Below are 22378 nucleotides of genomic sequence, written 5' to 3'. Positions count from 1 at the left end.
TCTGTGTACAGTCTGGTAATAATTCTGCGCATATGCCGATAATTCTTTTAATGCTTCTACGATACCGCTTAGTACCAATCTGTCAACGTTGGTGTCAAATTGGTGACAAATCTAGTGAGTAAGACCCTGCAGATGGGATTCCATTTCTGCAGGAGTACCCACGGCCACAATATGCCTATTGTCAACAAGAATTACCTGATCCACATACTGCAAAATGTCAGAATCCAGGCGGTGCGACACATAGACAAAACCATCAAGCTCATCTGCCAGTCTTTTTTCAACTTGCTTCACTGTTTTCATATCTAACCCGGCAGTTATCTCATCAAGCAAGCCAAACCGAGACTTGTAAGCGAAGAATCTGGCCAAAAGAATGCGCTGTTTTTCTCCGCCAGAGAGAGAAGTCAAGCTGAGTTGTCACACGAATAAGGCTAAATGAATCCTCGAATTTGGCTTAGTCTCTAGAAATTAGGCCTGATTCCTGTAATGTCGGCTTTTCCTGCACTTCTCGATTTATACAATCTTTACATGAATTGTATTCTTGCACAATTCGTTATATATCCAATATTTTAATAATCCAAGAAAAAGATATATCTTCTTTTACCCTTCACCCAACTGCACACTTCGGAAGAAAATAATCATGAAAAACCGCAGAAACTAGCGGAAATTGAAAAAGCGATAGTGCAGTTGGGTGAAGGGCTTTTCCCTATAAATCCCACAATTCACATTTTTTCGTAAAAGTGGGCAACACTTGATTGTCTAAAACCTCATAAATCTCATAAAATATAACAAATCCATAAATTTCTTCTTATTTTTGGCCTAACCTTTATTTATTTTCCGCACATGTTTTTATTTTTTACGAATATTCCTTATCTCAATAATTGATAAACTCGATTTGTTTTGTATGTTTACGCAGGTATAGTGCATGAATACCATACTTTTTTCTGGTATTTATTTCAGAAAGTCTTTGACTTTCTGTTTAGATATTAGTGCAAAAGCAGGTAGATGTATATAAAATCAAACCATTTTGCTGGAGGTGAGCCTTATGAGCATAGTCATTCGTACTGCGAATGTATTTAATATCACGAATAATCAGGTATTAAAAAATACATTGTTCTGGGTAGGTGAATATGGTTTGATTTTTACCTTCTTACCTGAGCTGGCAGCATAAGCAGGAGAAGAAGAATTTTTATAAATTTTCTCACTTATCATACGATCAGGTATACGATCAGGTATCTTCACAGGGGATAAGAGCTTCACACGCTAACAAATCTCACAGGGTACCACGCGTCATACCTGATTTAGGGTGTATAAGTGTTTGATATTTGTCACACCTGGCATATCTGCCATATCAACAATCGAACCATTCCAAGATCTGAAGATCAGTTCAGAGTCAAGGTATACAAGAAAGAAAGGAATAAAAATGACAAACCTCTTGAGCTTTCTCTATGTTATGGTTACCCTCTTTATTGGCGAGTGGATATCCAAACGCACAAAATCGTGGGTCCCCTCCATTTTTGTAACCGCTATATTTTTTGTGATCGGTTTCTGGACCTTTATTCCCAAGACAGTGGTGACGGACGCCTCATACGGAACCGCCTTCGTGAATATAGCCATTGGCATGCTCCTGGTTCATCTGGGTACGCTGATGAACATCAAGAAGCTTATTCAGCAGTGGAAAGCCGTCTGTATTGCTCTCCTGGGAGTGGTAGGAACCATGCTTTTCACCCTGACCTTGGGTGTGCTCTTCTTTGGCAAACAGCTGGTTTTTTCCACAGTGCCCACGCTGACAGGAGGGTTAATTTCCGCAGTGCTCATGACCCAGGGATTAAAGGCAGCTAAAGCCGCTGCCATCGTTGCCTTCCCCGTGACCATGTTTGTCATCCATGAAATCATCAGCTTCCCCCTCATCTCTTCCTGCCTGAAGTCAGAAGGGCATCGGCTGCAAAAAGTCTATCGGAAGAATCCGCAGGAAGCCAAGGAAATTGTGGCTGCAGACACTACGACTACCTCCACGTGGTCCCACTTCTTCACACCCGGTGAGCAGTATGATACTCCTGCATTCGTGATGGCTAAGGTTGCTCTTATTGCCGTCTTCAGCTTCTGGGTGGGAAATCTGACTCACAATACTATAAATTCCAACGTTCTTTGCCTGATTTTTGGGGTGATCTTCCACGCTTTAGGTTTCCTTGACGATGATGCCCTCAATAAAGCCGGCGTCTTTAACTGGCTCATGTATGGTCTGCTGGCATACGTTTTCGCCCAGCTAAGTACGGCAACTCCAGGGACGATTGCTAATATTCTCCTCAAAGTTTTGGTTCTGATTGTTCTTGGCCTCCTGGGCATGTTCTTGGCCTCCTGGCTGTTGGCTAAACCCTTTGGCATGAGCCGACCCATGGCTTTTGCCTGCGCCCTCACTGCCCTCTGCGGATTCCCGGCCGATTATGTGCTGACTACTGATGTGGTCAATAACATTTCCACAGATGACGATGAGAAGGCCTTTCTGCTCAACAGTATGCTGCCTAAGATGCTGGTCGGTGGTTTTGCAACGGTTTCGGTGGCATCGATCTTTGTTGCCGAACTTTTCCTGAGATTTTTGTAAATATTTTATAAATTAGTAAGTAATGAGGTAGGCCCAAAGGTTAGATACAAAAAGTAAATCCGCGATTCCCTCCAATTGATGATTTGCATCTGGCCTTTTCGGGCCTACCTGCCATTGAGCGAGTCAACTTGCCATCGAGAGTGGAAATTAACCCCAGATTAATCCCAGATTAACCTCCAGGGGAATAATAATTAATCAATAATCAATAATTAATTTGAGGAGGAAGAGCATGTATATGCTTGGCGGTCCACGATGGTCGAGAAATATAAGGATTACCTACAATAATAAAACGACGTAACCGGTCTCTTTCATGGGAAATTCCAATGCGAGCAGTTGCAGCAACTTCAAAATCCGGAAACGCATTTGGCGGGTCAACGTGTACAGAGCCGGATGATGGCATGCAGCCAGAAAAATCCTGGATTACCTCAAGTGGAGCCATATGCAGATCATGCCCATAAAGACTCTTATCAATGCCCAAAGCCTGGCATAATTTTGCAGGACCGTTGGTAAGTCCCACTCCAGGAACAGGTCTGTTTCCACGCATAAACTCTATACCGGAAACCGGCTCAACTGCTCGGATCAAAGCCCCAGCTCCATATCCATCCTGTCCGCAGGAAATATTCATACAAAAATATCGGCCATGAATTTGATAAATATAGGCATGCCCAGAAGGCCCAAAGAGAGCCTTGTTCCGCTCACTCTTGCCATGAAAAGCGTGGCTTGCCTGGTCGTCCTGATCATAGGCCTCAGTTTCAACTATACGAACGACTGCCGCCGGATGCCGATTCTGATTATCATTATCAGGATAGCGAATCAGCAGGCAACCCAAAAGATGGGAAGCAACATAATCTGCATCGCGGTCAAGAAAATCAGGGAAAACACCGCATCCGGGGGAATCGACACTGACACCGCCAAAGGATGCGCGAGAATCAATTGAATCAGGAAAGGCTCCATGCCCTGAGGCGGCTGACATCAGTTAAACCCCACGAAATAATTGGTCAAGGCATATCCCCCGCGAACCATAGCCCTTCCCAGCGGTCCCGGCATATTGATCGCCCGGCAGAGGATAGTTTTACGAACGTCATGGCAAATCTGCGGTGAATATTCATACAAATTATCCCACATCAAGGCTTTGCGGGAATAATTATTCTTCTTCCTCGACAGGATCAGGAAAATCGATGTAACTACACAATTGATAGACAAAAAATGAATCATATATTTATACAAACCTCGGGAAACAGTGGAAGCGTCGGGAGTAACATGAACCATGAGTGAATTGACCCGAAGGAGCTGATCAACTCTTTTAATCATAGTTTCTTTGGCAACAGACTGGCCTTGGCGTCCAATAAAATAACGGTAAAAATCTACATTTAAATATGTCATCGTTTTGATATACGGCAAGGGTTGATAAGCATAAATAAAATCAACATAAAAAGTGTGCTCAGGCAGCTTTAATCCTGCCTGGCGGACAACTTCGGTCCTGTATATAATGGCATGCATCAAAAGATATTGATTCATATAAAAGGTTCTCAAATCATCCCAGGTAAGCACCTTGTTGGGAGTAATTGCATGTTTATAATTTATTACAGTTTGAATATCTTCAGATTTCTTCTCATAAACATAATTGGTTAATACCATATCAACCGGAGTCATATTCATAGTTTGCAGGCGCAGAAAGCTCAAAACCTTGGCGTAGGCTGTCGGATCCAGCCAATCATCTGCATCAACAATCTTCAGGTACAGTCCATGGGCGGCAGCGATACCAGTATTTACTGCCCCACCGTGACCCTTGTTCTTTTGGTGGATAACCCTGACAACCCCGTCTGACTGGCGGGCGAGCGCATCTGCGAGCTCAGGAGTAGAGTCTGTTGAGCCATCGTCCACAATGATGATGTCAATATCGGCTGTACTTTCGCAGTTCAGCAGAGAATTGACACAACGCCGTAGGCAACCCTCGACATTATAAGAAGGTACTACAATAGACAGGGTTTTCTGCCGAATAATAGGAATTTCAGGATGAGGAGTCAGATTTTGATCTGTCTGCTGAGAATCCGGTAAAGTCATATAAATTGTAGTCCCGTCGCCTTGTGCCATTCATGGCCTTTTATATGCTACGTCCCCGGCCAGACTAGATCTGGTATTCTAACCTCTACTTATCTCACAAATAAGCTGCGGAATAAGCATCCTGCTGGCAGCGGGGAGGTAGCATTTTTCTATTTTCCATGTAGTCCTAGTACCCCAGACAGCTCGGGTTGCCCGGGAATCCAGGTATCCAGTTGTTACCCAGAGCAGATCTATCTATCCCTGCTGCTCCAGAGAAGTAGATTGCTCTTTCGCCTCCTGCTGAGCTTTCTTGATCTGATCTTCATGCTCCTTGCTCTTGGGCATAATCCACCACTTGAGCAGGGGGTAAGAGACAATAACAGCGGCCAGAGTATTCACCACGGAAGCTACTGTGGAGGAAACGGCATCATTCCAGCCCCAACTGTGGCAGAGAGAAGTCACCCAGCTGGGAAGGGTCAGATTGACTACCACAATGATTACAGCCAGAATGGCATACTTCCAGGCAGCCTGCCTGAAGGAAGAATCAGACTTGAAAACCCACTTCATCTGAACAAAGAAGTTTACAACCTGAGCTGCCACTTCTGCAATGAGGAAGGTAATAAACCCTCCCAGACCATTGGATTTTGCATCACTGTAGTTGAAAATCAGGAAGCTGAAGGGCTGGGTCATATGCAGGCCGTGCACAAAAATGGCTGTACAGACCCACACCAAGACAAAGCGAGTGATGGTGGAAATATTAGACAAAATACTAAACAGAATGAATTCCCATAAATTGGGGTATGTGTCAATCCACCGCCGGAAAGGACCCTTAGCCTTGGCCTGATCAGACGGCTGGGCCTGTCCTGGTATCTTTCCCGGGTCAGACGCCCCGCCCACGTCAGTATGTGCATCACTCATTTTTCAATGTCCTCCTGAGTTTTTTTATTGTCTTTTTTGTTGCGGAAGTAGCCGGAAATAAGATGACCGATTCCCCTCCACAAATGTTTATTGGGTATGTCAAGGATTCCTCCGGTCACCATATCAGGACTGATTCTGCCTCCGGTCATTTTGGCCATGGCCCGGGGAGGCATATTCAGCACGAAAAGTATGTTCAAATCTGGTGAACCCGTTTTTTTAACAGCTTTATCTTCTTTGCTCTGCAAGACCTTAACCACCTTGCGGGCAAGCCAGGAACGGGAATAAGCCCAGGACGATATGGCGTCGTTGGACTGAAAAACCCCGCTGTTAGTGTGTTTGCTGACGGTATGTCCCAATAGATAAGAGACCTCAGAATCAGTTACATGCCTGATATCAGCACCGATATAATGTCCCCACTGCTCAGACAGATGGCCTGGTTCTATGGTTCCCTGAACGACATGAGTAGCATGCAGACAGAGAGTGTTGGCATCAGATCCGATCCAGATATCCCAGGCTCCTGCTTCAACCTGCCAGGATGCGGTTCCCGGATCAAAGTGGCGGAAAGTATAGAGATCAAAGTCAAAACGAACCTGCTTGCTTTCGCCCGGCTCCAGATGAATTTTAGAGAAGGCCTTGAGCTCCCGGGCAGGGCGCAGGATACCGGAGGTAGCCTGATTACGGCCAATATACATCTGAGGAAGAGCATCGCCTGCAATCTGAGATGAATTCCTGACAGTGAAGGTTACTCCATTACCATCCACCTGAAGCAGGCTGTACTCGAAAGTAGAGTAAGACAGACCATATCCGAAAGGATAGCGAACGGGAACATGGGCAGTGGTGTAATAGCGATAGCCAATAAAGGGACCTTCCTTATAGACCGAGTCCCTGTCTGTAACCGGAAAATTGCCAGCAGAGGGCACATCCTCATAATGCAGGGGCCAGGTCTCGGCCAAATGGCCGGAAGGATTGACTTCTCCGGTTAATACCTTAACAGCTGCAGAAGCACCGGCCTGACCCGACAGGCCAATATAGAGGGCAGCAGATGTCCCTTCCAGCCAATCAGCCTCTACGGCCGAACCAGCAACCACGACAGCAATCACCGGCTTCCCTACCCGTTTCAAGTCGGTCAGCAGATCAATCTGAGCCTGAGGAATCTTAAGGGTACTACGGTCCAGGCCCTCAGACTCAGAACGCTCATCCAAGCCCATGCAGACGACAACTTGGTCAACCGTATCCTGCCGGGCAAGCGAAACAGCCTGAGCAATCAGATCTCTTCTCAAAGCCCCCTGCCGGTCATAGCCCTGGGCATAGCCCATAAGAGAAACCTGACTGGATTTCTTCAACTCATCCAGAAGATTATCCACCTGGGTTGCATTAACCTTCGATGAGCCAGAACCCTGATATCGGGCAGTTTCAGCCATGTCTCCAATCACAGCCAACCGGCTTCCCTTCTTAAGGGGAAGAGCCCTCTGACCATCAGCTACTGCCTCATTTCGCAGAAGAACCAGAGATTTCTCTGCTATCCGCCTGGCCGCCTCATGATGATCCCTGATCTGCTGCTCACTCAGGTAAGATCCGGGAGTTGAAGTCTGAGTTTTATCAATCAGATCCATCACTTCCTGAGCGCGGGCTGTCAGATCGTCCTCACTCAGATCTCCCTTTTTCACAGCATCAACAAGTTCCCGCGTCGAAGCCAGGCCGGAAGCCGGCATTTCCAGGGAAGCTCCAGCCTTTGCTGACTTGACAATATTGTTAGAGCCACCCCAGTCAGAGACCACCATACCCTTGTAGCCCCATTCACCGCGGAGAATATCTTTCAGTAGATGGCTGTTTTCGTGAGCATAGACCCCATTAACCATGTTGTAAGAAGTCATCAGAGTCCAAGGATGAGCCTGCGTAACTGCTATTTCAAAAGCAGTCAAATAGATTTCCCTCATGGTTCGCTCATCAACAATGGAGTTGGAGGCCTGGCGGCGTAGCTCCTGGCTGTTGACGGCAAAGTGCTTGGGACAGGCAGATACCCCTTGAGACTGGACTCCTTTTATAAAACCAGAAGCCAGGTAGCCGGCCAAAAGAGGATCTTCAGAATAGTATTCAAAATTGCGGCCGCACAAGGGGTTTCGCTTCATATTGATACCGGGACCTAGCAAAACCTGGACACCCAGGGTTTTGGCTTCTTCCCCTAAGGCTGCCCCCATTTTTTCTACTTCTTCAGGATCCCAGGAATTAGCTACTGTTCCTGCTGTAGGAAAACAGGTAGCAGGTTTGGAAGCCCCCAGGCCCAAATGGTCTCCTTCCCCAGTCTGACGCCGCACTCCATTAGGACCATCAGAAAGGACGATGGGTTTAAGACCGACTTTCTTAATCCGACGGGTCTCCCATTCAGATTGACCTGACAGGAGGGCGGCACGTTGTACTACCGTCAAATCTTGTGCACGCAAGCTCATATATGTTCTACCTTTCATAAGCAGATTAAGCCTCAGCAGCTTAAGCTTCAGTAACCTGGACCTCAGCAACTTTGGCTGTCCTGCGGCGCTTGAAGAAGCGGCGGAAGGCCAGGAACTCAAGCAGGAGAACGAGCAGGGCCACAACCGCAATAGCAGCATACACAGCCTGCCTCCACCAAGAAGCATCCATGCTGGGCTGGCCGTTCTTGTAGAGCCAACTGTTAACGGCGGTGTAGAGAATGTTGTGAGAAGCTGTCCTCATCAGTTGAACAGTTGCCGGATCATCAGTATTGGTAATGAAATTGCTGGTCTTGGTTGTTGCCAACATGGCATCATTACCACCCCGGATGCCCTCATCACCGTTCATGTATCCACCCATGAAATAATCGGTTTCCACGAATCCACGGAAGCCCCATTCTTGGCGGAGAACATTGTTCAGCAGGTTGGGGTTGGAGGCTGCCCAGCGGGGACCAATGTAGTTGAAGGAAGACATGACAGCGGTGGCGCAGCCTTTCTTTTCGGCAAGCTCAAACTGTTTCAGATAAATCTCACGGATGGCCTGCTCATTGGACCAGGTGCAGATCATGCTGTTGCGGTTGGTTTCCTGGTCGTTGAGGGCAAAATGCTTCATGAATGAGTAGACACCCTTATCCTTCGCTCCCCTAATCTGGTTGGCAGCCATGGTACCGCCCAGAACAGGATCCTCAGAGAAGTACTCAAAGTTGCGGCCTGCAAAGGCAGAGCGATGAGTGTTCATTGCTGGTGCATACCAGCCTGTCACATGCATTTCCTGAGCCATCTGACCAATAACATCGCCGTAGCGCTTGGCCAAGTCGGAATTGAAGGTATTGGCAACTGTGGTAGATGAGGGGAAGCCAATGGACCCAACACCGGTAAAGTTATTATTCAGGGCCGCAGGACCATCAACATCGTTCTGACGGGGCTTCTTAATACTGGTAATTTCAGCATTATTATAGCCGGCCATGGCAATCAGATTATTCATATCAGAAACAGTCAGTTCATCCAGGAGTTTGTTCCACAGGGGGTCGTCATAAGACTTACCATACAACTGGTAAAGATATACACGGTTCTTAGCCCCGGTAACAGGCATAGTGGCAGAAGAGTTGTTTGTGGGAACCTTGTAGTTGGCACCCATAAACTGCTTCTTATACTTGTCTGGCATGACAGTGGACTTCGGCTTGGCAGCGGCAGTCTTGAAGTTGGCAAAATGATCTTTGCGGGACAGGTAAGTAACATCGCCAGCAGCATTGTCAAACTGATTAGTTACATCAGCCTTATCAGAGGACCGATGGTTCCCCTTGCCATAGGTTACCGTTGAATCCACAGTAATGGACTTTTCATCAATCTGATTGTGAGAATCTTTATTGATGGAAATTCCATACCTGCCGGATTCCAGAACATATGCCTTAGCTTTCTGATAATCATAGGAGACCATGTCTTCGAGCTTGAAGGAGATCTTCACCTTCTGAGACTCGCCTGTATTCAGCTTTCTGGTTTTGATGAACTTAATGAGATTGGTGGAAGATTTCTCAATTCCTCCGTTAGTGTAAGGGGGATTATAGTAAACCTGAACCGTATCCTTACCAGCAGTTTTACCTGTGTTCTTAACGGTGACAGTAAAAGAAACTGTATCATCGTTGACTTCAGGAGTAGTCATGGTTTGCTTAAAGGAGGTGTAACTCATACCATAACCAAAGGGGTACTGGACAAGGGAATCATAATTGATGGCCCCTTCTGCAGCAGCAGTTTCGTAATACCGATAACCCACATAAATTCCATCAGAATAATTGACATAGGAAGGAATGCCGTTGGCGAAAATGCTGGGGCTGGCGAATTCCTTCATGTTGCTGTACTGCATGTTGCCAAAATTGTTCCACCAGGGAGTCTTGGTAAAGTCCTTGACAAAGGTATCAGTTGTGCGGCCGGAAGGATTGATCTTACCGGTCAGGACTTCGCCCAGGGCCTTAAAGCCGGTCTGACCGGCCGGAGGGCACCAGAGGACTGACTTAATCTGGGGGTGAGAGGAAACAAAACTCAGGTTCAGGTCATTGGCTCCGTTGTAGACTAACACAACTTTTTTGAAGTTTCTGGTCACATAAGACACCAGATCTTTTTCAGTCTGGCTCAGGTCCAGGTAGCTGTCCCCGGCTTTGTAGTCAGCATAATCAGAAGAATTATTGATGTAATGAGAGCCAGTGATGCCAAACTTGCCAGCTTTGACAGTGGTTCCGGCTTTGCCAATCTCAACCTTGCCCATATCAGTAGGAAGATCAGCTCCTTCTCCGCCAGAGCGGGCAATAACCAGAACAGCAGTGTCAGAGTAGGACTTGGCTTTGTTCAGCATGGAATCAGAATAGGTCTTGACTGCCGGTTCAGGCAGGGTCCAGTCCTGGCCAAACATGCCGATAGACGGACGATCCTTGCGATACTTGGTATAGAATTTGCTCAAGTCTGTATTATAAGAAATTCCAGCATCTTTCAGGCCCTGCAGGAGGGATGTGGTGGCATAGCTGGAATTCATAGAACCGGAACCAGTGCCTCCATAAATGGGATTAGTGGAACCCCAGCCAAAAACATTGACTTTTTTGGTTGACAGGGGCAGTTGAGAATCCTTATTCTGCATCATGACAATACCCTCGCGTTGAATGTCAACAGCAAGGTCGCTTGCCTTTTTGATGCTGAATTGTGACAAAGTGTACTTAGGAGTTGTCGCAGAAGCAACAATAGTATTCAGAGGGCCATAGATCATAGAAGCGATAGCAGCAAAAGCTGCAATCAGAGCAATGATCCAGGTCTGGGAATGAATCATCTTCTTGGCTGCTACATTCTTGACCGTTTTCTTGTTAATGAAAACAGTCAGCAGGATAGCCGCAAGAAGGACAACACCAATGATAATGAGCTGGGTTTGAATGGACTTCAGAACCCGGATAACATCCTCTGGGTTGATGCTAAGCATAGCCCTTTCCTTTCATCGATTTATACCGCCGCATCCACGCAGACCACGACGGACTCAAATTTCTCTACTGTGAGCCTGCTGCCCTCAGACATCTGTCTTTGACGCCGGAAACAGAGCAAACCCTACATCTTTTAACTGTAAAGGAGGAAAAATAAACGACTCGCAGACCCAGACTTTCTGCCGCATAAAATAAAAGAAATTCTGCACAAACAGCACTTTAACCGGCACAAACAGCACGCTAGACACTCTGGGCGGGCTGGAGCAAACATCCACAACAAACAAAAGCCCTGCAGCCACAACTGCAGGGCGACGATTTTCAGCAGGGAACCTTAACAGCCGGCCAGCCGGCCATCAGTCTCTGACCATCGGCTCTTGGCAAAACGGTTTTAGTCATCTCCCAGAGTCACATGAACCCCGCCAACCAGTCGGCTGGACACGTTGTAAAGGAAAGCACCGATTGCAGCCAGAACACAAATGATGACGATTTCAAAAACAGACAGGATGGTAACAGCGCCCAAAACCCGGGGCAGACTGATCATGTCGGTAATGTTAAAGGAAGAGCTTAGTTGAGTTCCCAGGTTGTTAACGGCGTCAAAAAGACCAGCAGCATTCATGATAAACCAGATAAGAGCCACAGCAACTAGCTGAATAATGGCTCCGGCGATAGAAAGCATAAAGGTGATCTTGGTGACTGACCAGGGATCTACCCGGGTGACAGACAAATTCATCCGCCGTGCTCTGGGAACACTGGCCTTATGGGAGGATCGAGCTGATGAGTTTGATGCTGAAGAGGCATGGCTACCGGAAGCATTGGCAGATCCGGGAGCATCTGCACGATTTCTGTTTACCGAATTACGGATAGGAAAAGGTTCAGCCGACCGGGACTGGGTCGACGCTGCCCGGGGGGAAGCCGCCGCTGCGTATGAGGCAACCTCCTGAGCATCATGAGCCGTGTATTCAGTTTCTGCGTTGGCAGATGCTGCTGCAGCTGCCTGAGCGTCAGCTTCAGCATTCTGCTCTGTCTGTGATCCAGGATTCTCGTTTGTCATATTATCTCCTACTCAGCTGAGCTCTCGCCAGCCTTGTTTTCTACCTGTTCTACCGGTTCCTGTGACTTCAGAATACCATCATCACTACCGTTTGAACCATCGCTGTTTAAACTCCTTGAGTTCTCAGACCCCGATTCAGACCCCGATGGTTCATCCTGATCTTCTGTTTCAGCGTTGCGTGCAACGGAGATAATTTCATCACCCTTATCCGGCTTAGCTAAGGTCACACCCTGAGTATTGCGACCAGTACGTTTGATTTCAGAAACATCGGATCGGATTACTTTACCGGATTTCATAATAGCCATGACTTGATCATCTTCAGCAACCACAATGGCACCAATCAGATTCCCCCGACCTTCTACCAGATTAATAGCTTTTACCCCATAGCCATTGCGACCCTGAAGCCTATATTCAGACAGGGCTGTCCGCTTGGCGAACCCTTCATTGGTCACTACGAGAAGATCAGAATCAGTCCCCTGAGGAACCACATCCATGCTCAGGAGGAGATCATCTCCCGGCTTCCCACGGAACTTCATAGCCTGAACACCTGCGGTCTGACGCCCCATAGGACGAAGGGTCTGATCATCAGCGGAGAATTTAACACTCATTCCCTTCTGAGAGACCACAATAATTTCATCATCATCGTTGCAGAGGGCAGCACCAATCAGCTCATCAACTAGTGGTACCTGATTACCTTCCTTATCTGTACGGAAAGCGCCTTCAATCTCCCGCAAACGAACAGCAATAAGGCCGCCTTGCCTGGCAGAATCGTATTCATCCAGCCTGGTTTTCTTAATCTTTCCTGACCTAGTAGCTAAAACCAGATAGGAAGCAGTCTGATAATCCTTAATGGACAAGACTTGCTGAATTTTCTCATCTGGTCCCAGTTGCAGAAGATTAGCAACATGCTGACCCTTGGAATCGCGGGATCCTTCTGGAACCTCATACCCTTTGATTCTGTATACCCGGCCCTGGTTAGTGAAGAAAAGAAGCCAGTTGTGAGTACTAGTCAGGAAGAAATGATCAACCACATCATCCTCGCGCAGGCGGGTTCCTTTAATACCCTTGCCTCCCCGGTGCTGCGCACGGTATTCATCTGCTTTAGTCCGCTTAATATAGCCAGAATGTGTCACTGTTACCACAACGTTTTCTTCCGCAATCAGATCTTCCACATTCATTTCGCCAGAGAAGGGAAGGATTTTAGTCCTGCGATCATCCCCATATTTATCGACGATCTCATCCATCTCATCGCCCACAATTTTTCTCTGCCGGTCGGGCTTGGCTAAAATATCATTGTAATCTTCAATTCTGCGCAGGAGTTCTTCGTGCTCATCAATGATCTTCTGCCTTTCCAGAGCAGCCAGACGACGCAACTGCATGGCCAGAATGGCATCGGCCTGAATTTGATCGACATCTAGCAGGTCCATCAGGCCGTTTCTGGCTTGTTCCACATCAGGTGAGCGGCGAATCAAAGCGATGACCTCTTCAATCATATCCAGTGCCTTCAGATAGCCCTGAAGGATGTGATCACGCTCTTCAGCCTCTCGCTTCAAATACCGGGTTCGCCTTTCCACAACCTGAAGCTGGTGATTGATCCAGTGACGAATAAAGGCATCGAGGCTGAGCGTTCTGGGAACGCCATCAACCAGAGCCAGCATATTAGCCCCAAAAGTTTGCTGGAGTTGGGTATGCTTATACAGATTGTTGAGGACCACTTTAGGAACAGCATCACGCTTGAGAACCAAAACCAAGCGCTGGCCTGTCCGACCTGACGTTTCGTCTCTCATGTCAGCAATGCCCTGAATCTTGCCGTCACGAACAGCTTCCTTAATGGAAGAAGCCAGGCGGTCAGGATTGACCTGATACGGAAGTTCTGTTACAACCAGGCAGAGGCGGCCATTGATTTCTTCAGTGTTGACCACGGCCCGCATGGTAATCAGTCCCCGGCCTGTCCGGTAAGCCTGTTCGATTCCCTTATGACCTAGAATGGTTGCTCCGGTTGGAAAATCAGGTCCTTTAATAATTGCTATCAGATTATTCAGCAGCTCTTCCCTGCTGGCTTCAGGATGGTTGAGGGCCCAATGCACCCCTTCGGCTATCTCTCTCATGTTATGAGAAGGAATATTGGTAGCCATACCTACAGCAATTCCAGCAGACCCGTTGACCAAAAGATTAGGGAAACGGCTGGGCAACACTGTTGGTTCCTGGGTTTTTCCATCATAGTTAGGAACAAAATCGACAGTATCTTTATCAATATCCCTGACCAGTTCCATAGCCAATGGGGCCATACGACATTCTGTATAACGCATGGCCGCAGCCGGATCATCACCAGGAGATCCGAAATTACCCTGACCGTCTACCAGCAGGTAGCGCATGGACCAGGGCTGGGCCATACGAACAAGAGTGTCATAAATAGCGGCATCGCCGTGAGGATGATACTTGCCCATTACATCGCCGACGACGCGGGAGCATTTGTTGTAACCCCTGTCAGGCCTGTATCCCCCATCGTACATGGCATAAATTACCCGGCGGTGAACCGGCTTCATCCCATCCCGGACATCAGGCAGGGCCCGCTCCACAATAACCGAGAGAGCATAAGCCAAGTAAGATTCGCGCATCTCCTGCTGCAGATCCATAGACTTAATTCTGGTTCCCTTCAAGAGTCCAAAATCTTCAGCCGTGGCCTGAGGGCTCAGCGGTTCCAAGGAATCATCTGTCTCATGGGCCTGATCAAAAGAGTTATTCTGTGAATCCTGAGCGTCCGAGTTCTCAGAAGTGATGTTCTTATCGTCTGCCACTGTTCTTTTCCTTTACCTTACCTTAAGCATCAATGAAACGGGCATCATGAGCGTTGCGCTGAATGAAGAGCCTGCGGGGTTCGACTTCTTCTCCCATCAGCATGGAGAAGGTTTCATCGGCCTGGGCTGCATCGTCAATATGAATCTGTTTTAAAATACGATGGTCAGGATCCATAGTGGTTTCCCATAGTTCCTGATAGGTCATCTCCCCTAGACCCTTATAACGTTGAATTCCTTCTCCTTTAGGAAGCTGACGGCCCTTAGATCGTCCTTCTTCCAGCACCCGGTCGCGTTCAGCGTCCGTATAGACAAAATCATGAGGACCCTTAGTCCACTTGAGCCGATAGAGGGGAGGCATAGCCACATAAACATAGCCTTCCGTAATCATAGGTCTCATATAACGGAAGAAGAGAGTCAAATTCAGGGTAGCAATATGAGCCCCATCCACATCGGCATCAGCCATGATGATGATTTTGTGATAGCGCACTTTGCTAATATCAAATTCTTCCCCATATCCTCCGCCAATGGCTGTAATCAGGGATTCAATGGTGTCAGACTTCATCATGCGGTCTAAAGAAGCCCGTTCTGTATTCAAGATTTTCCCTCTCAGAGGCAAAATAGCCTGCGTTAAGGGGTTACGGCCCTGAATAGCGGAACCACCTGCAGAGTCGCCTTCCACAATAAAAAGTTCGCATTCAGATGGATCTGATGACTGGCAATCCTTGAGTTTATCGGGCATACCGGCAGATTCAAAGATAGATTTCCGTCGAGTAGATTCACGGGCTTTTTTGGCAGCCAGACGGGCACGAGCGGCTTCCATCCCTTTCTGAATGATGGATTTGGCTTCAGAAGGATGGGCATCGAACCAGTCTGTCATCCTCTCGGTCATGACTCTTTGAACAAAGGTCTTGGCAATGGCGTTGCCCAACTTTGTTTTAGTCTGTCCTTCGAACTGAGGAACAGTCAGCTTGACTGACACTACAGCCACTAAGCCTTCCCTCACATCATCACCAGACAGATTATCGTCTTTTTCTTTCAGAATTCCCTTGTCCCTGGCATAACGGTTGACCAAACCAGTCAGCGCAGCCCTGAAGCCCTCTTCATGAGTTCCGCCTTCTGTTGTTGAAATGGTGTTGGCAAAAGTATGAACGGATTCAGAATAAGCAGAAGTCCATTGCATAGCAATTTCAGCTGAAATCCCCTGATGGGTATCTTCAGCATCAATATCGATGATGTCGTTCTCAATGGGATTGGCATTTTTTGCCTTAACCAAATAATTGACATAATCTTTGATTCCATTGACATACTGATAGGTAACGGTTCTATGCAGTTCTTCCACTACATTATCACCGTCAGATGCAACCTCATCACCAGCCTCGTCAATCGACCTCAGATCAGTTAAAGAAATCTTCAGCCCCTTATTAAGAAAAGCCATTTGCTGGAAGCGAGACCGCAGAGTTTCAAAATCATAATCTGTAGTATCAAAAATAGCCGGATCAGCCCAAAAAGTGACTGATGTTCCTGTAGTTTCTCCCTCATTCATAGGCTTACCCTGCTTCAAAGGAGCAAGAGGTTTTTGATTCACATACGTTTGAGTCCAGTGATATCCCTGCCGCCGCACTTCAACGTCCACCCGAGTAGACAAGGCATTAACAACAGAGATGCCCACACCATGAAGGCCTCCAGAAACGGCATAGCCGCCGCCGCCGAATTTTCCACCGGCATGAAGTTTGGTCATCACTGTCTCCACTCCGGACTTGCCCTCACCCGGCACTTCATCGACAGGAATACCACGGCCATCATCAACAACCTGAATGCCGTTACCGCTCAAAATGGTTACTTCAATATGGGATGCATACCCAGCCAGAGCTTCATCAACCGAATTATCAACAATCTCATAGACGAGGTGATGCAGACCCCTGGGCCCTGTGGAACCAATGTACATGCCCGGACGAATACGAACAGCTTCTAGGCCTTCCAGAACCCTTAAATCACTGGCATCGTAATGCTCAGGCTTCATTTCATCATCCAGCTGTTCACCGTTGCTGTTCAGCGGAGCATCTTCTTTCTGCTCAGTCACAGCAGTCTGTTCCTCCTGCGGATCAGTTGGATTAGTCATGTCCTCGTCGGCCACTGCCGTCCTCCTTAACTCCCACAGTCACACCATCCGTTTTCCGATGACTCTGGGGTTTCCGTAAACAATCATTGGCGCTAAAAAGCACAAAAAGGGCTCTTAAACGCATTAACCTGCAATATATATAGGGTACCAAAAGAAGGGGACGTTATCCGTTTCTTCCGGCCTGTGAACGACCGTGGAATCCCCGGTATTTTTTTCGAGCAGTTTGAGGGCCGGTAATCTTAATAGCATCGATAGGCAATCCGGGCAATCTTTTCCCGATAACCTTTTTCAGGTTAGGAACCATATAAGTTAACTGAGTAGCCCATACAGGAGAATCAGCCTTGATGATCAGTAATCCATTCCTGTATGACCCTACTTCTGTATGCGATCCTATGTGTTCCCCCACAACTAGAGACCATTGGTTATGAAGCTTGGCCAGCATAAGATTTTTCTTCCAGACCCCATCCTGTCCGGAGAAAAGTTTTTCCAAAGCGGATCCCAACTGCTTAGGATCTCGTCCTTTTTGTCCAAAACTATCCCTGGCTTTTTCGTTGCGAAGAGCATAATCAATTTTGGGTTTGAAAAGCCTTTGATATCGTTCGTAAACCTGGTTGGGAAGAACTTGTGCCGACAGATGCAACCGTTCACAAACAGGAATTTTATTAAGCCTCATAAGAAGTCTCCCCACTGGAAAACTCCCCGGTGATAGTTTCTTCCCTATCAGCATCAGCCTTTATTTCTTCTACGTTGCACAAATTTACCTCTGCCTGGCTGTTGGAAATAAATTCCAGAGGAATATCATTTTCAGATGCAGCCGTTACCAGGACCTGTTCCTGCTGCTGGGAAAAATCAACAATTTTTTCCCTTCGGGAGGTATCCAGCTGAGAAAAAACATCGTCTAAAATCAGAATAGGTTTGCCGGCTCCTGCAGAAACGCTGCTTTCAGAAAGCAGGTTTTCAGAAAGCAGCTGGAAAAGAGCCATTTTCAAGGCTAAAGCCATAGTCCACATTTCTCCGTTGGAGGCATATTCTTTAGCAGGCATGCCATGAAGGGAAAAATCCAGATCATCCCGGTGCGGCCCTATCAAATTCCTTCCCTGCGCCAATTCTCCCGGGAAGAGTCGTTGAAAATGATTACTGATTAAGGTGAAAGGATCGTCTGATTGATCAAAAATTTCAGCAAAAGAAGGATGATAGGCTAATTGCGCTTTGTGCTCAGAACCGGCCAATTGTGCATAAATTTCAGAAAAAAGTGGAGAAAGTTTTTCCACAATTTTTTGTCTCATAGTCGATAAGCTCAATCCAGTTGAAATAAGTTGCCCCGTCCATATTTCTAACCCGGTGTAATCATCAGCAGAACTTTCGCGCTGGCCGGAGCCCATATTTTTCAACAGTGCTACCCTTTGACGGGCTATATGGGAATATTTTTGAGACAAATCATAATACTCAGGTATTAACTGAATACCGGCATCGTCAAGAAAACGGCGGCGGCGGGATGGATCCAAAGATAGAAGCCATTGATCTTCAGGGGCAAAAACAACAGTTTTGATCTGCCCTACTATATCTCGCATATACAGGGATGAGTTATTATTAACCCTGACTCGATTGGCTCCCCTGATAGGAATTGTTACTGTAAAGCGTTCTGTTTGTCTGGCGGATTCCTGTCTGAAGGATCCTTGTTTAGAGGATCCTGCTTGAGATGGAATTTCCAGATTAGCTCTGATAGTTGCCTGTTTATACCCACGTTGAATTAAAGGCTGGGAAGAGTTTACCCTATGACTGCTGCTTGTGGATAAAAACTCGATTGCTTCTACAATGTTAGTTTTCCCCAGGCCATTGTGACCGTAAAGGACATTGACAGAATCTGTCAGATCAATAAGACAGGTATTCCAGGACCGATAATGATCCAGGGCGAGTCGGGAAATATACACAATCAGTAATACCAAAAAAGATGCGTGTTAATAATGCCTTATCCTTTAATCAACGAAACGAACAGGAACTAGAAGATATCGGTAATCAAGCGATTCTTCCCCGTCCTGATCCTGCTGACCATTGAATTCCACAGCCTTAGTGGGAGAAATCATCTTCATGCGCACATAAGGTTCATACACAGCGCTGAGACCTTCCACCAAGTAAGCTGGGTTAAAAGCAATGGTTATAGGATCCCCATCCATGTCAACAGACAAAGTTTCTTTCGCCTGGGATTCATCGGCAGAACCTGCGGATAGGGTTACCTGATTATTCTCAAAACTCATACGGATGGGAGCATTACGCTCTGCAACCAGAGAAACACGGCGGATAGCATCAATGAGGGCATTTTTATCTAAAACAACGTGAATAGGATAATCGGCAGCAAAAAGGCGGTCAACTGAAGGGAATTCACCATCAATCAGCTGAGCAGTTGATATCTTTCCTGCATTGTCAAAGCCGACCAGGGTAGGAGAATCAGGATTAAAGCCTACAACTACGTTCTGTGAAGTATCTAGAGACCGGGCTACATCTCTCAGGAGCGTTCCCCTTACCAGAAGAGAGGTATCAATATCGTCTGCTGAGGGAGACCAGGCAAAAGTTGATCTGGACAAACGAAAACGATCAGTGGAAGTCATCTGAACTTTTCCATCAGAAAAAATCATTTTCACGCCTGTCAGTACGGGTCTGGATTCTTCTCGAGAAATTGCCACCGTTGCCTGAGCAACAGCATGGGCAAAGGTATCAGCATCGACAGATCCTAGTGCATCTGGAATCTGAGGAAGCTCGGGATAGTCAGACTGTGGCATTAAAGGAAGAGAGAAGGTTGACTGACCTCCACTGACAGTCAGTTTCGCCCCTGACGTTGACAGGTATATCTTCCCTACAGGCAGAGCTTTGCCTATATCAGCTAAAAGTTTGCCCTGAACAACGGCAAGACCGGATTCATCAACTCCAGCTTCGATATGATGACGGGCAGAAACCTCGTAATCAAAGGCAGATAGTTGAAGGAGCCCATCAGCTGCTTCAAGCTTAACTCCGGTTAAAATAGGGGTAGCTGGTCTGGCAGGAATGACTCTAGTAGTCCAGGAGACAGCTTCAGAGAAAGCGGATGAATCAATTTCGACCTTCATCGATACCTCAATTTCAGACTGTTATTACACTACTCATTACCTAAGCTCAAGCTGTTCACTGCTTAAGATTCGTAGTATTTATATCTTATTTTATCTATTATCTACTAGCCTATAGTCTATTCCGGTATGCGAACAGACAGGAGGTACGAGTTGCGCAGACGGGAGCTAAGAAAAAACTAAAACTAGAACGACGAAGTATATAAATAACATTAGTAGTCGTAGTAGGGGCTGTGGAAACTGTGGACAAGCTGGCATATCGCACTCATAGCAAGTGTGAAGGTCTCCCTAGGATGGTGCACAAACAGTTGATAAAATGTGGATAAGTCTGAGATTGTACACAAGGAAATTATTTCCTCTTTTTTATCCCTCAAATGCTTGATATTATTCACTTTTTACCCTCACCTTATCCACTGAAAATTGAGGATTATTCACCTGCTTAGCCCATACGTGTGGAAAGTGCTGTGGATAACTTTCTTCACAAATGACTATCCTTCTTAAAAAGACTAACTTTAAAAACCTGACATTCCTGACTTCGTGGACATGAAATAAAAATAAGAAATAAAAATAAGACGTCCGACTCTAATCAGGACTTTTAGTTTCTTAATTTCTTAATTAAGGGAATTACTCTGCTTAATGTGCATAGTGATATCATTAACATTGTTATACAGAGTTCTCTTTTTGCCCATCTCGACAGCGACTTTTTTACAGGCATGCATAACTGTAGAATGATCACGACCGCCAAAAATCTCGCCAATGTCAACCAGGGAAAGACTAGTCATTTCACGGATTAAGTACATGGAGACCTGACGAGCTTCAGCTACATTTTTTGTGCGGGAAGGCCCCACAATATCATCAAAAGTTAGAGTGTAATGCTGGGCAACATTGGTTATAATGCTGGTCGGAGTTACCTCCACATCAGAGTTGAAAAAATCATGGAGGGTTTGCTCAGCAAGTGTCCTGGTAACCTGCTGATCATTCAAAGTAGCTATTGCAGTAACTCTGGTAAGAGCCCCCTCGAGCTCACGAACACTATCAGTTATTTTATCAGCTATATAATCAAGAACGTCATCGGGTACTGCAAGATTGCTGTTGGAAACTTTTAAACGAAGTATGGCCACACGTGTTTCTTTTTCCGGTGGGGCTACATCCACTACCAGCCCTTTATTAAAGCGAGTTCTCAAACGTTCGTTAAAACCCTTCAAATTGTTGGGGGCCACATCTGAGGCAATAACAATCTGCTTGCCTGTGCTGGTCAATTCATTGAAGGTGTGGAAAAACTGTTCCATTGTTTCTGAGCCGCGAAAAAACTGAATGTCATCGAGCAAAAGAACGTCAACATTGCGGTATTTTTTAGTAAAATTCGCCAGGGCAGCCTGTTTGCGGGCCCCTGCTGCCAAGGCACTAACAAAATCATTAACAAATTCTTCAGCAGTGACATATCTGACTGTCATAGTCGGATCTTGTTGAAGAACATAATTGCCAATGGCATTCAACAGATGAGTTTTCCCCAATCCGGAACCCCCATAAATAAAGAGAGGGTTATAGTCTGCCGTCCCTGGTGCTTCTGCAACTATGACAGCAGCTGATTTAGCAAAACGATTGGAAGTTCCCTGAACAAAAGTATCAAAGGTAGCAAAAGGGTTGAGATGAGTCACTGCATTTCTGGCTTCAAGATTCTTTGATACTTCCGCGGAGCCAGCTGATATGCTGCCTTGATTGCTTTTCCTGATGTGATCAGAGACTGGGGAAAGGGAAAGGGATGCCTGGGTAGGAATTGCATGCTGACCATAATGAGCATGCTGATAAGTTCTTCGATCTGGCTTAACGCTATCCACTTCATTTCTTCTGAACTCATTCTGTGGATTCTGTCGCTTCTCTTGTGAAAGATCGGGCAGAGATTGATCCTGAACAGCATGGTCGGCAGGGGAGAAATTTGGGTGCGCCTGTATAGTACCTTTCTTGTTATTGGTGTCATTATCTGCCTGGTTTATCTGATCTGCCGCCTCTGCCTGATCGTTCTGAGACCATGCATCTTCTGGTTTTTCTACCTTAATGACGAAGGTCATGGTTTGTCCGGCTACAGCAGAGAGACATTCAATAACATCAGTATGGAGTTTGTTTTCAAGAATGGACCGGGTTGATTCTGAATTGACACTAAGAATAATCATATTGTCGAAAAGACCCAGGGCGTGAATCTCGTTAACTAAACGAGTGTCTCTTGGACTCAGGTATCCCTGCGACTCCATGTATTCCTGGGTAAAGGACCAGAGGCGCTGAGCGTCAAACTCAACGGCATTATGACTATCAGTCATGATCCCCCCCATCAT

General features: G+C 46.5%; 14 protein-coding genes. 1 reads left to right on the top strand and 13 read right to left on the bottom strand.

The window, feature by feature from the left end:
- Positions 1-111: 111 nt before the first annotated feature.
- Positions 112-405, bottom strand: a complete 294-nt coding sequence (locus SCIP_RS00070; RefSeq protein ID WP_006292448.1) for an ATP-binding cassette domain-containing protein — start codon at positions 403-405, stop codon at positions 112-114.
- 1015 nt (positions 406-1420) lie between these two features.
- Between SCIP_RS00070 and SCIP_RS00065 the strand changes: the two genes are divergently transcribed.
- Complete coding sequence (locus SCIP_RS00065) at positions 1421-2599, top strand: hypothetical protein (RefSeq protein WP_006292447.1); 1179 nt, start codon at positions 1421-1423, stop codon at positions 2597-2599.
- Between the two features lie 202 nt (positions 2600-2801).
- Here SCIP_RS00065 and SCIP_RS00060 read toward each other — a convergent pair whose 3' ends face one another.
- The 12 genes from SCIP_RS00060 to dnaA form a co-directional block, all read right to left on the bottom strand.
- Positions 2802-3572 (bottom strand): DNA-3-methyladenine glycosylase, encoded by a 771-nt coding sequence (locus SCIP_RS00060; RefSeq protein ID WP_006292446.1) that lies wholly within the window; start codon positions 3570-3572, stop codon positions 2802-2804.
- Positions 3572-4663, bottom strand: a complete 1092-nt coding sequence (locus SCIP_RS00055) for a glycosyltransferase family 2 protein (RefSeq protein WP_006292445.1) — start codon at positions 4661-4663, stop codon at positions 3572-3574. The genes SCIP_RS00060 and SCIP_RS00055 overlap by 1 nt, the downstream gene beginning before the upstream one ends.
- 234 nt (positions 4664-4897) lie before the next feature.
- Positions 4898-5560, bottom strand: coding sequence for a GtrA domain-containing protein (locus SCIP_RS00050; RefSeq protein WP_006292440.1), 663 nt, complete (start codon positions 5558-5560; stop codon positions 4898-4900).
- Complete coding sequence (locus tag SCIP_RS00045; RefSeq protein ID WP_040590353.1) at positions 5557-8007, bottom strand: glycoside hydrolase family 3 C-terminal domain-containing protein; 2451 nt, start codon at positions 8005-8007, stop codon at positions 5557-5559. The genes SCIP_RS00050 and SCIP_RS00045 overlap by 4 nt, the downstream gene beginning before the upstream one ends.
- Positions 8008-8047: 40 nt before the next feature.
- The gene (locus tag SCIP_RS00040) at positions 8048-10984 is read right to left on the bottom strand and encodes a glycoside hydrolase family 3 C-terminal domain-containing protein (protein WP_006292436.1); all 2937 of its coding nucleotides are present in this window, start codon (positions 10982-10984) and stop codon (positions 8048-8050) included.
- 386 nt (positions 10985-11370) lie between these two features.
- Positions 11371-12033 carry a DUF3566 domain-containing protein gene (locus SCIP_RS00035; protein WP_006292434.1) on the bottom strand — a complete coding sequence of 221 codons (663 nt, stop codon included), beginning with the start codon at positions 12031-12033 and terminating at the stop codon, positions 11371-11373.
- Positions 12034-12041: 8 nt separating this feature from the next.
- A complete protein-coding gene (gene gyrA / locus SCIP_RS00030; RefSeq protein WP_006292432.1) occupies positions 12042-14738 on the bottom strand; it encodes a DNA gyrase subunit A in 2697 nt (898 codons plus the stop codon).
- Between the two features lie 115 nt (positions 14739-14853).
- Positions 14854-16965: a DNA topoisomerase (ATP-hydrolyzing) subunit B gene (gyrB, locus tag SCIP_RS00025; protein ID WP_006292431.1), complete on the bottom strand. Its 2112-nt coding sequence runs from the start codon at positions 16963-16965 to the stop codon at positions 14854-14856.
- Between the two features lie 148 nt (positions 16966-17113).
- Positions 17114-17623 (bottom strand): DUF721 domain-containing protein, encoded by a 510-nt coding sequence (locus SCIP_RS00020; RefSeq protein ID WP_006292430.1) that lies wholly within the window; start codon positions 17621-17623, stop codon positions 17114-17116.
- Complete coding sequence (gene recF / locus SCIP_RS00015; protein ID WP_006292429.1) at positions 17613-18881, bottom strand: DNA replication/repair protein RecF; 1269 nt, start codon at positions 18879-18881, stop codon at positions 17613-17615. The genes SCIP_RS00020 and recF overlap by 11 nt, the downstream gene beginning before the upstream one ends.
- Before the next feature lie 45 nt (positions 18882-18926).
- Positions 18927-20051 (bottom strand): DNA polymerase III subunit beta, encoded by a 1125-nt coding sequence (gene dnaN, locus SCIP_RS00010; RefSeq protein WP_006292428.1) that lies wholly within the window; start codon positions 20049-20051, stop codon positions 18927-18929.
- 608 nt (positions 20052-20659) lie between these two features.
- Entirely contained in the window at positions 20660-22363 is a 1704-nt protein-coding gene (gene dnaA, locus SCIP_RS00005; protein ID WP_040590741.1) for a chromosomal replication initiator protein DnaA, read from the bottom strand.
- Positions 22364-22378: the final 15 nt, after the last annotated feature.

The sequence above is a fragment of the Scardovia inopinata JCM 12537 genome, assembly GCF_001042695.1.
Classification (GTDB): Bacteria; Actinomycetota; Actinomycetes; order Actinomycetales; family Bifidobacteriaceae; genus Scardovia; species Scardovia inopinata.
Note: the sequence above shows the minus strand (reverse complement) of the source record. Positions and strands in the feature narration are given on the sequence as shown.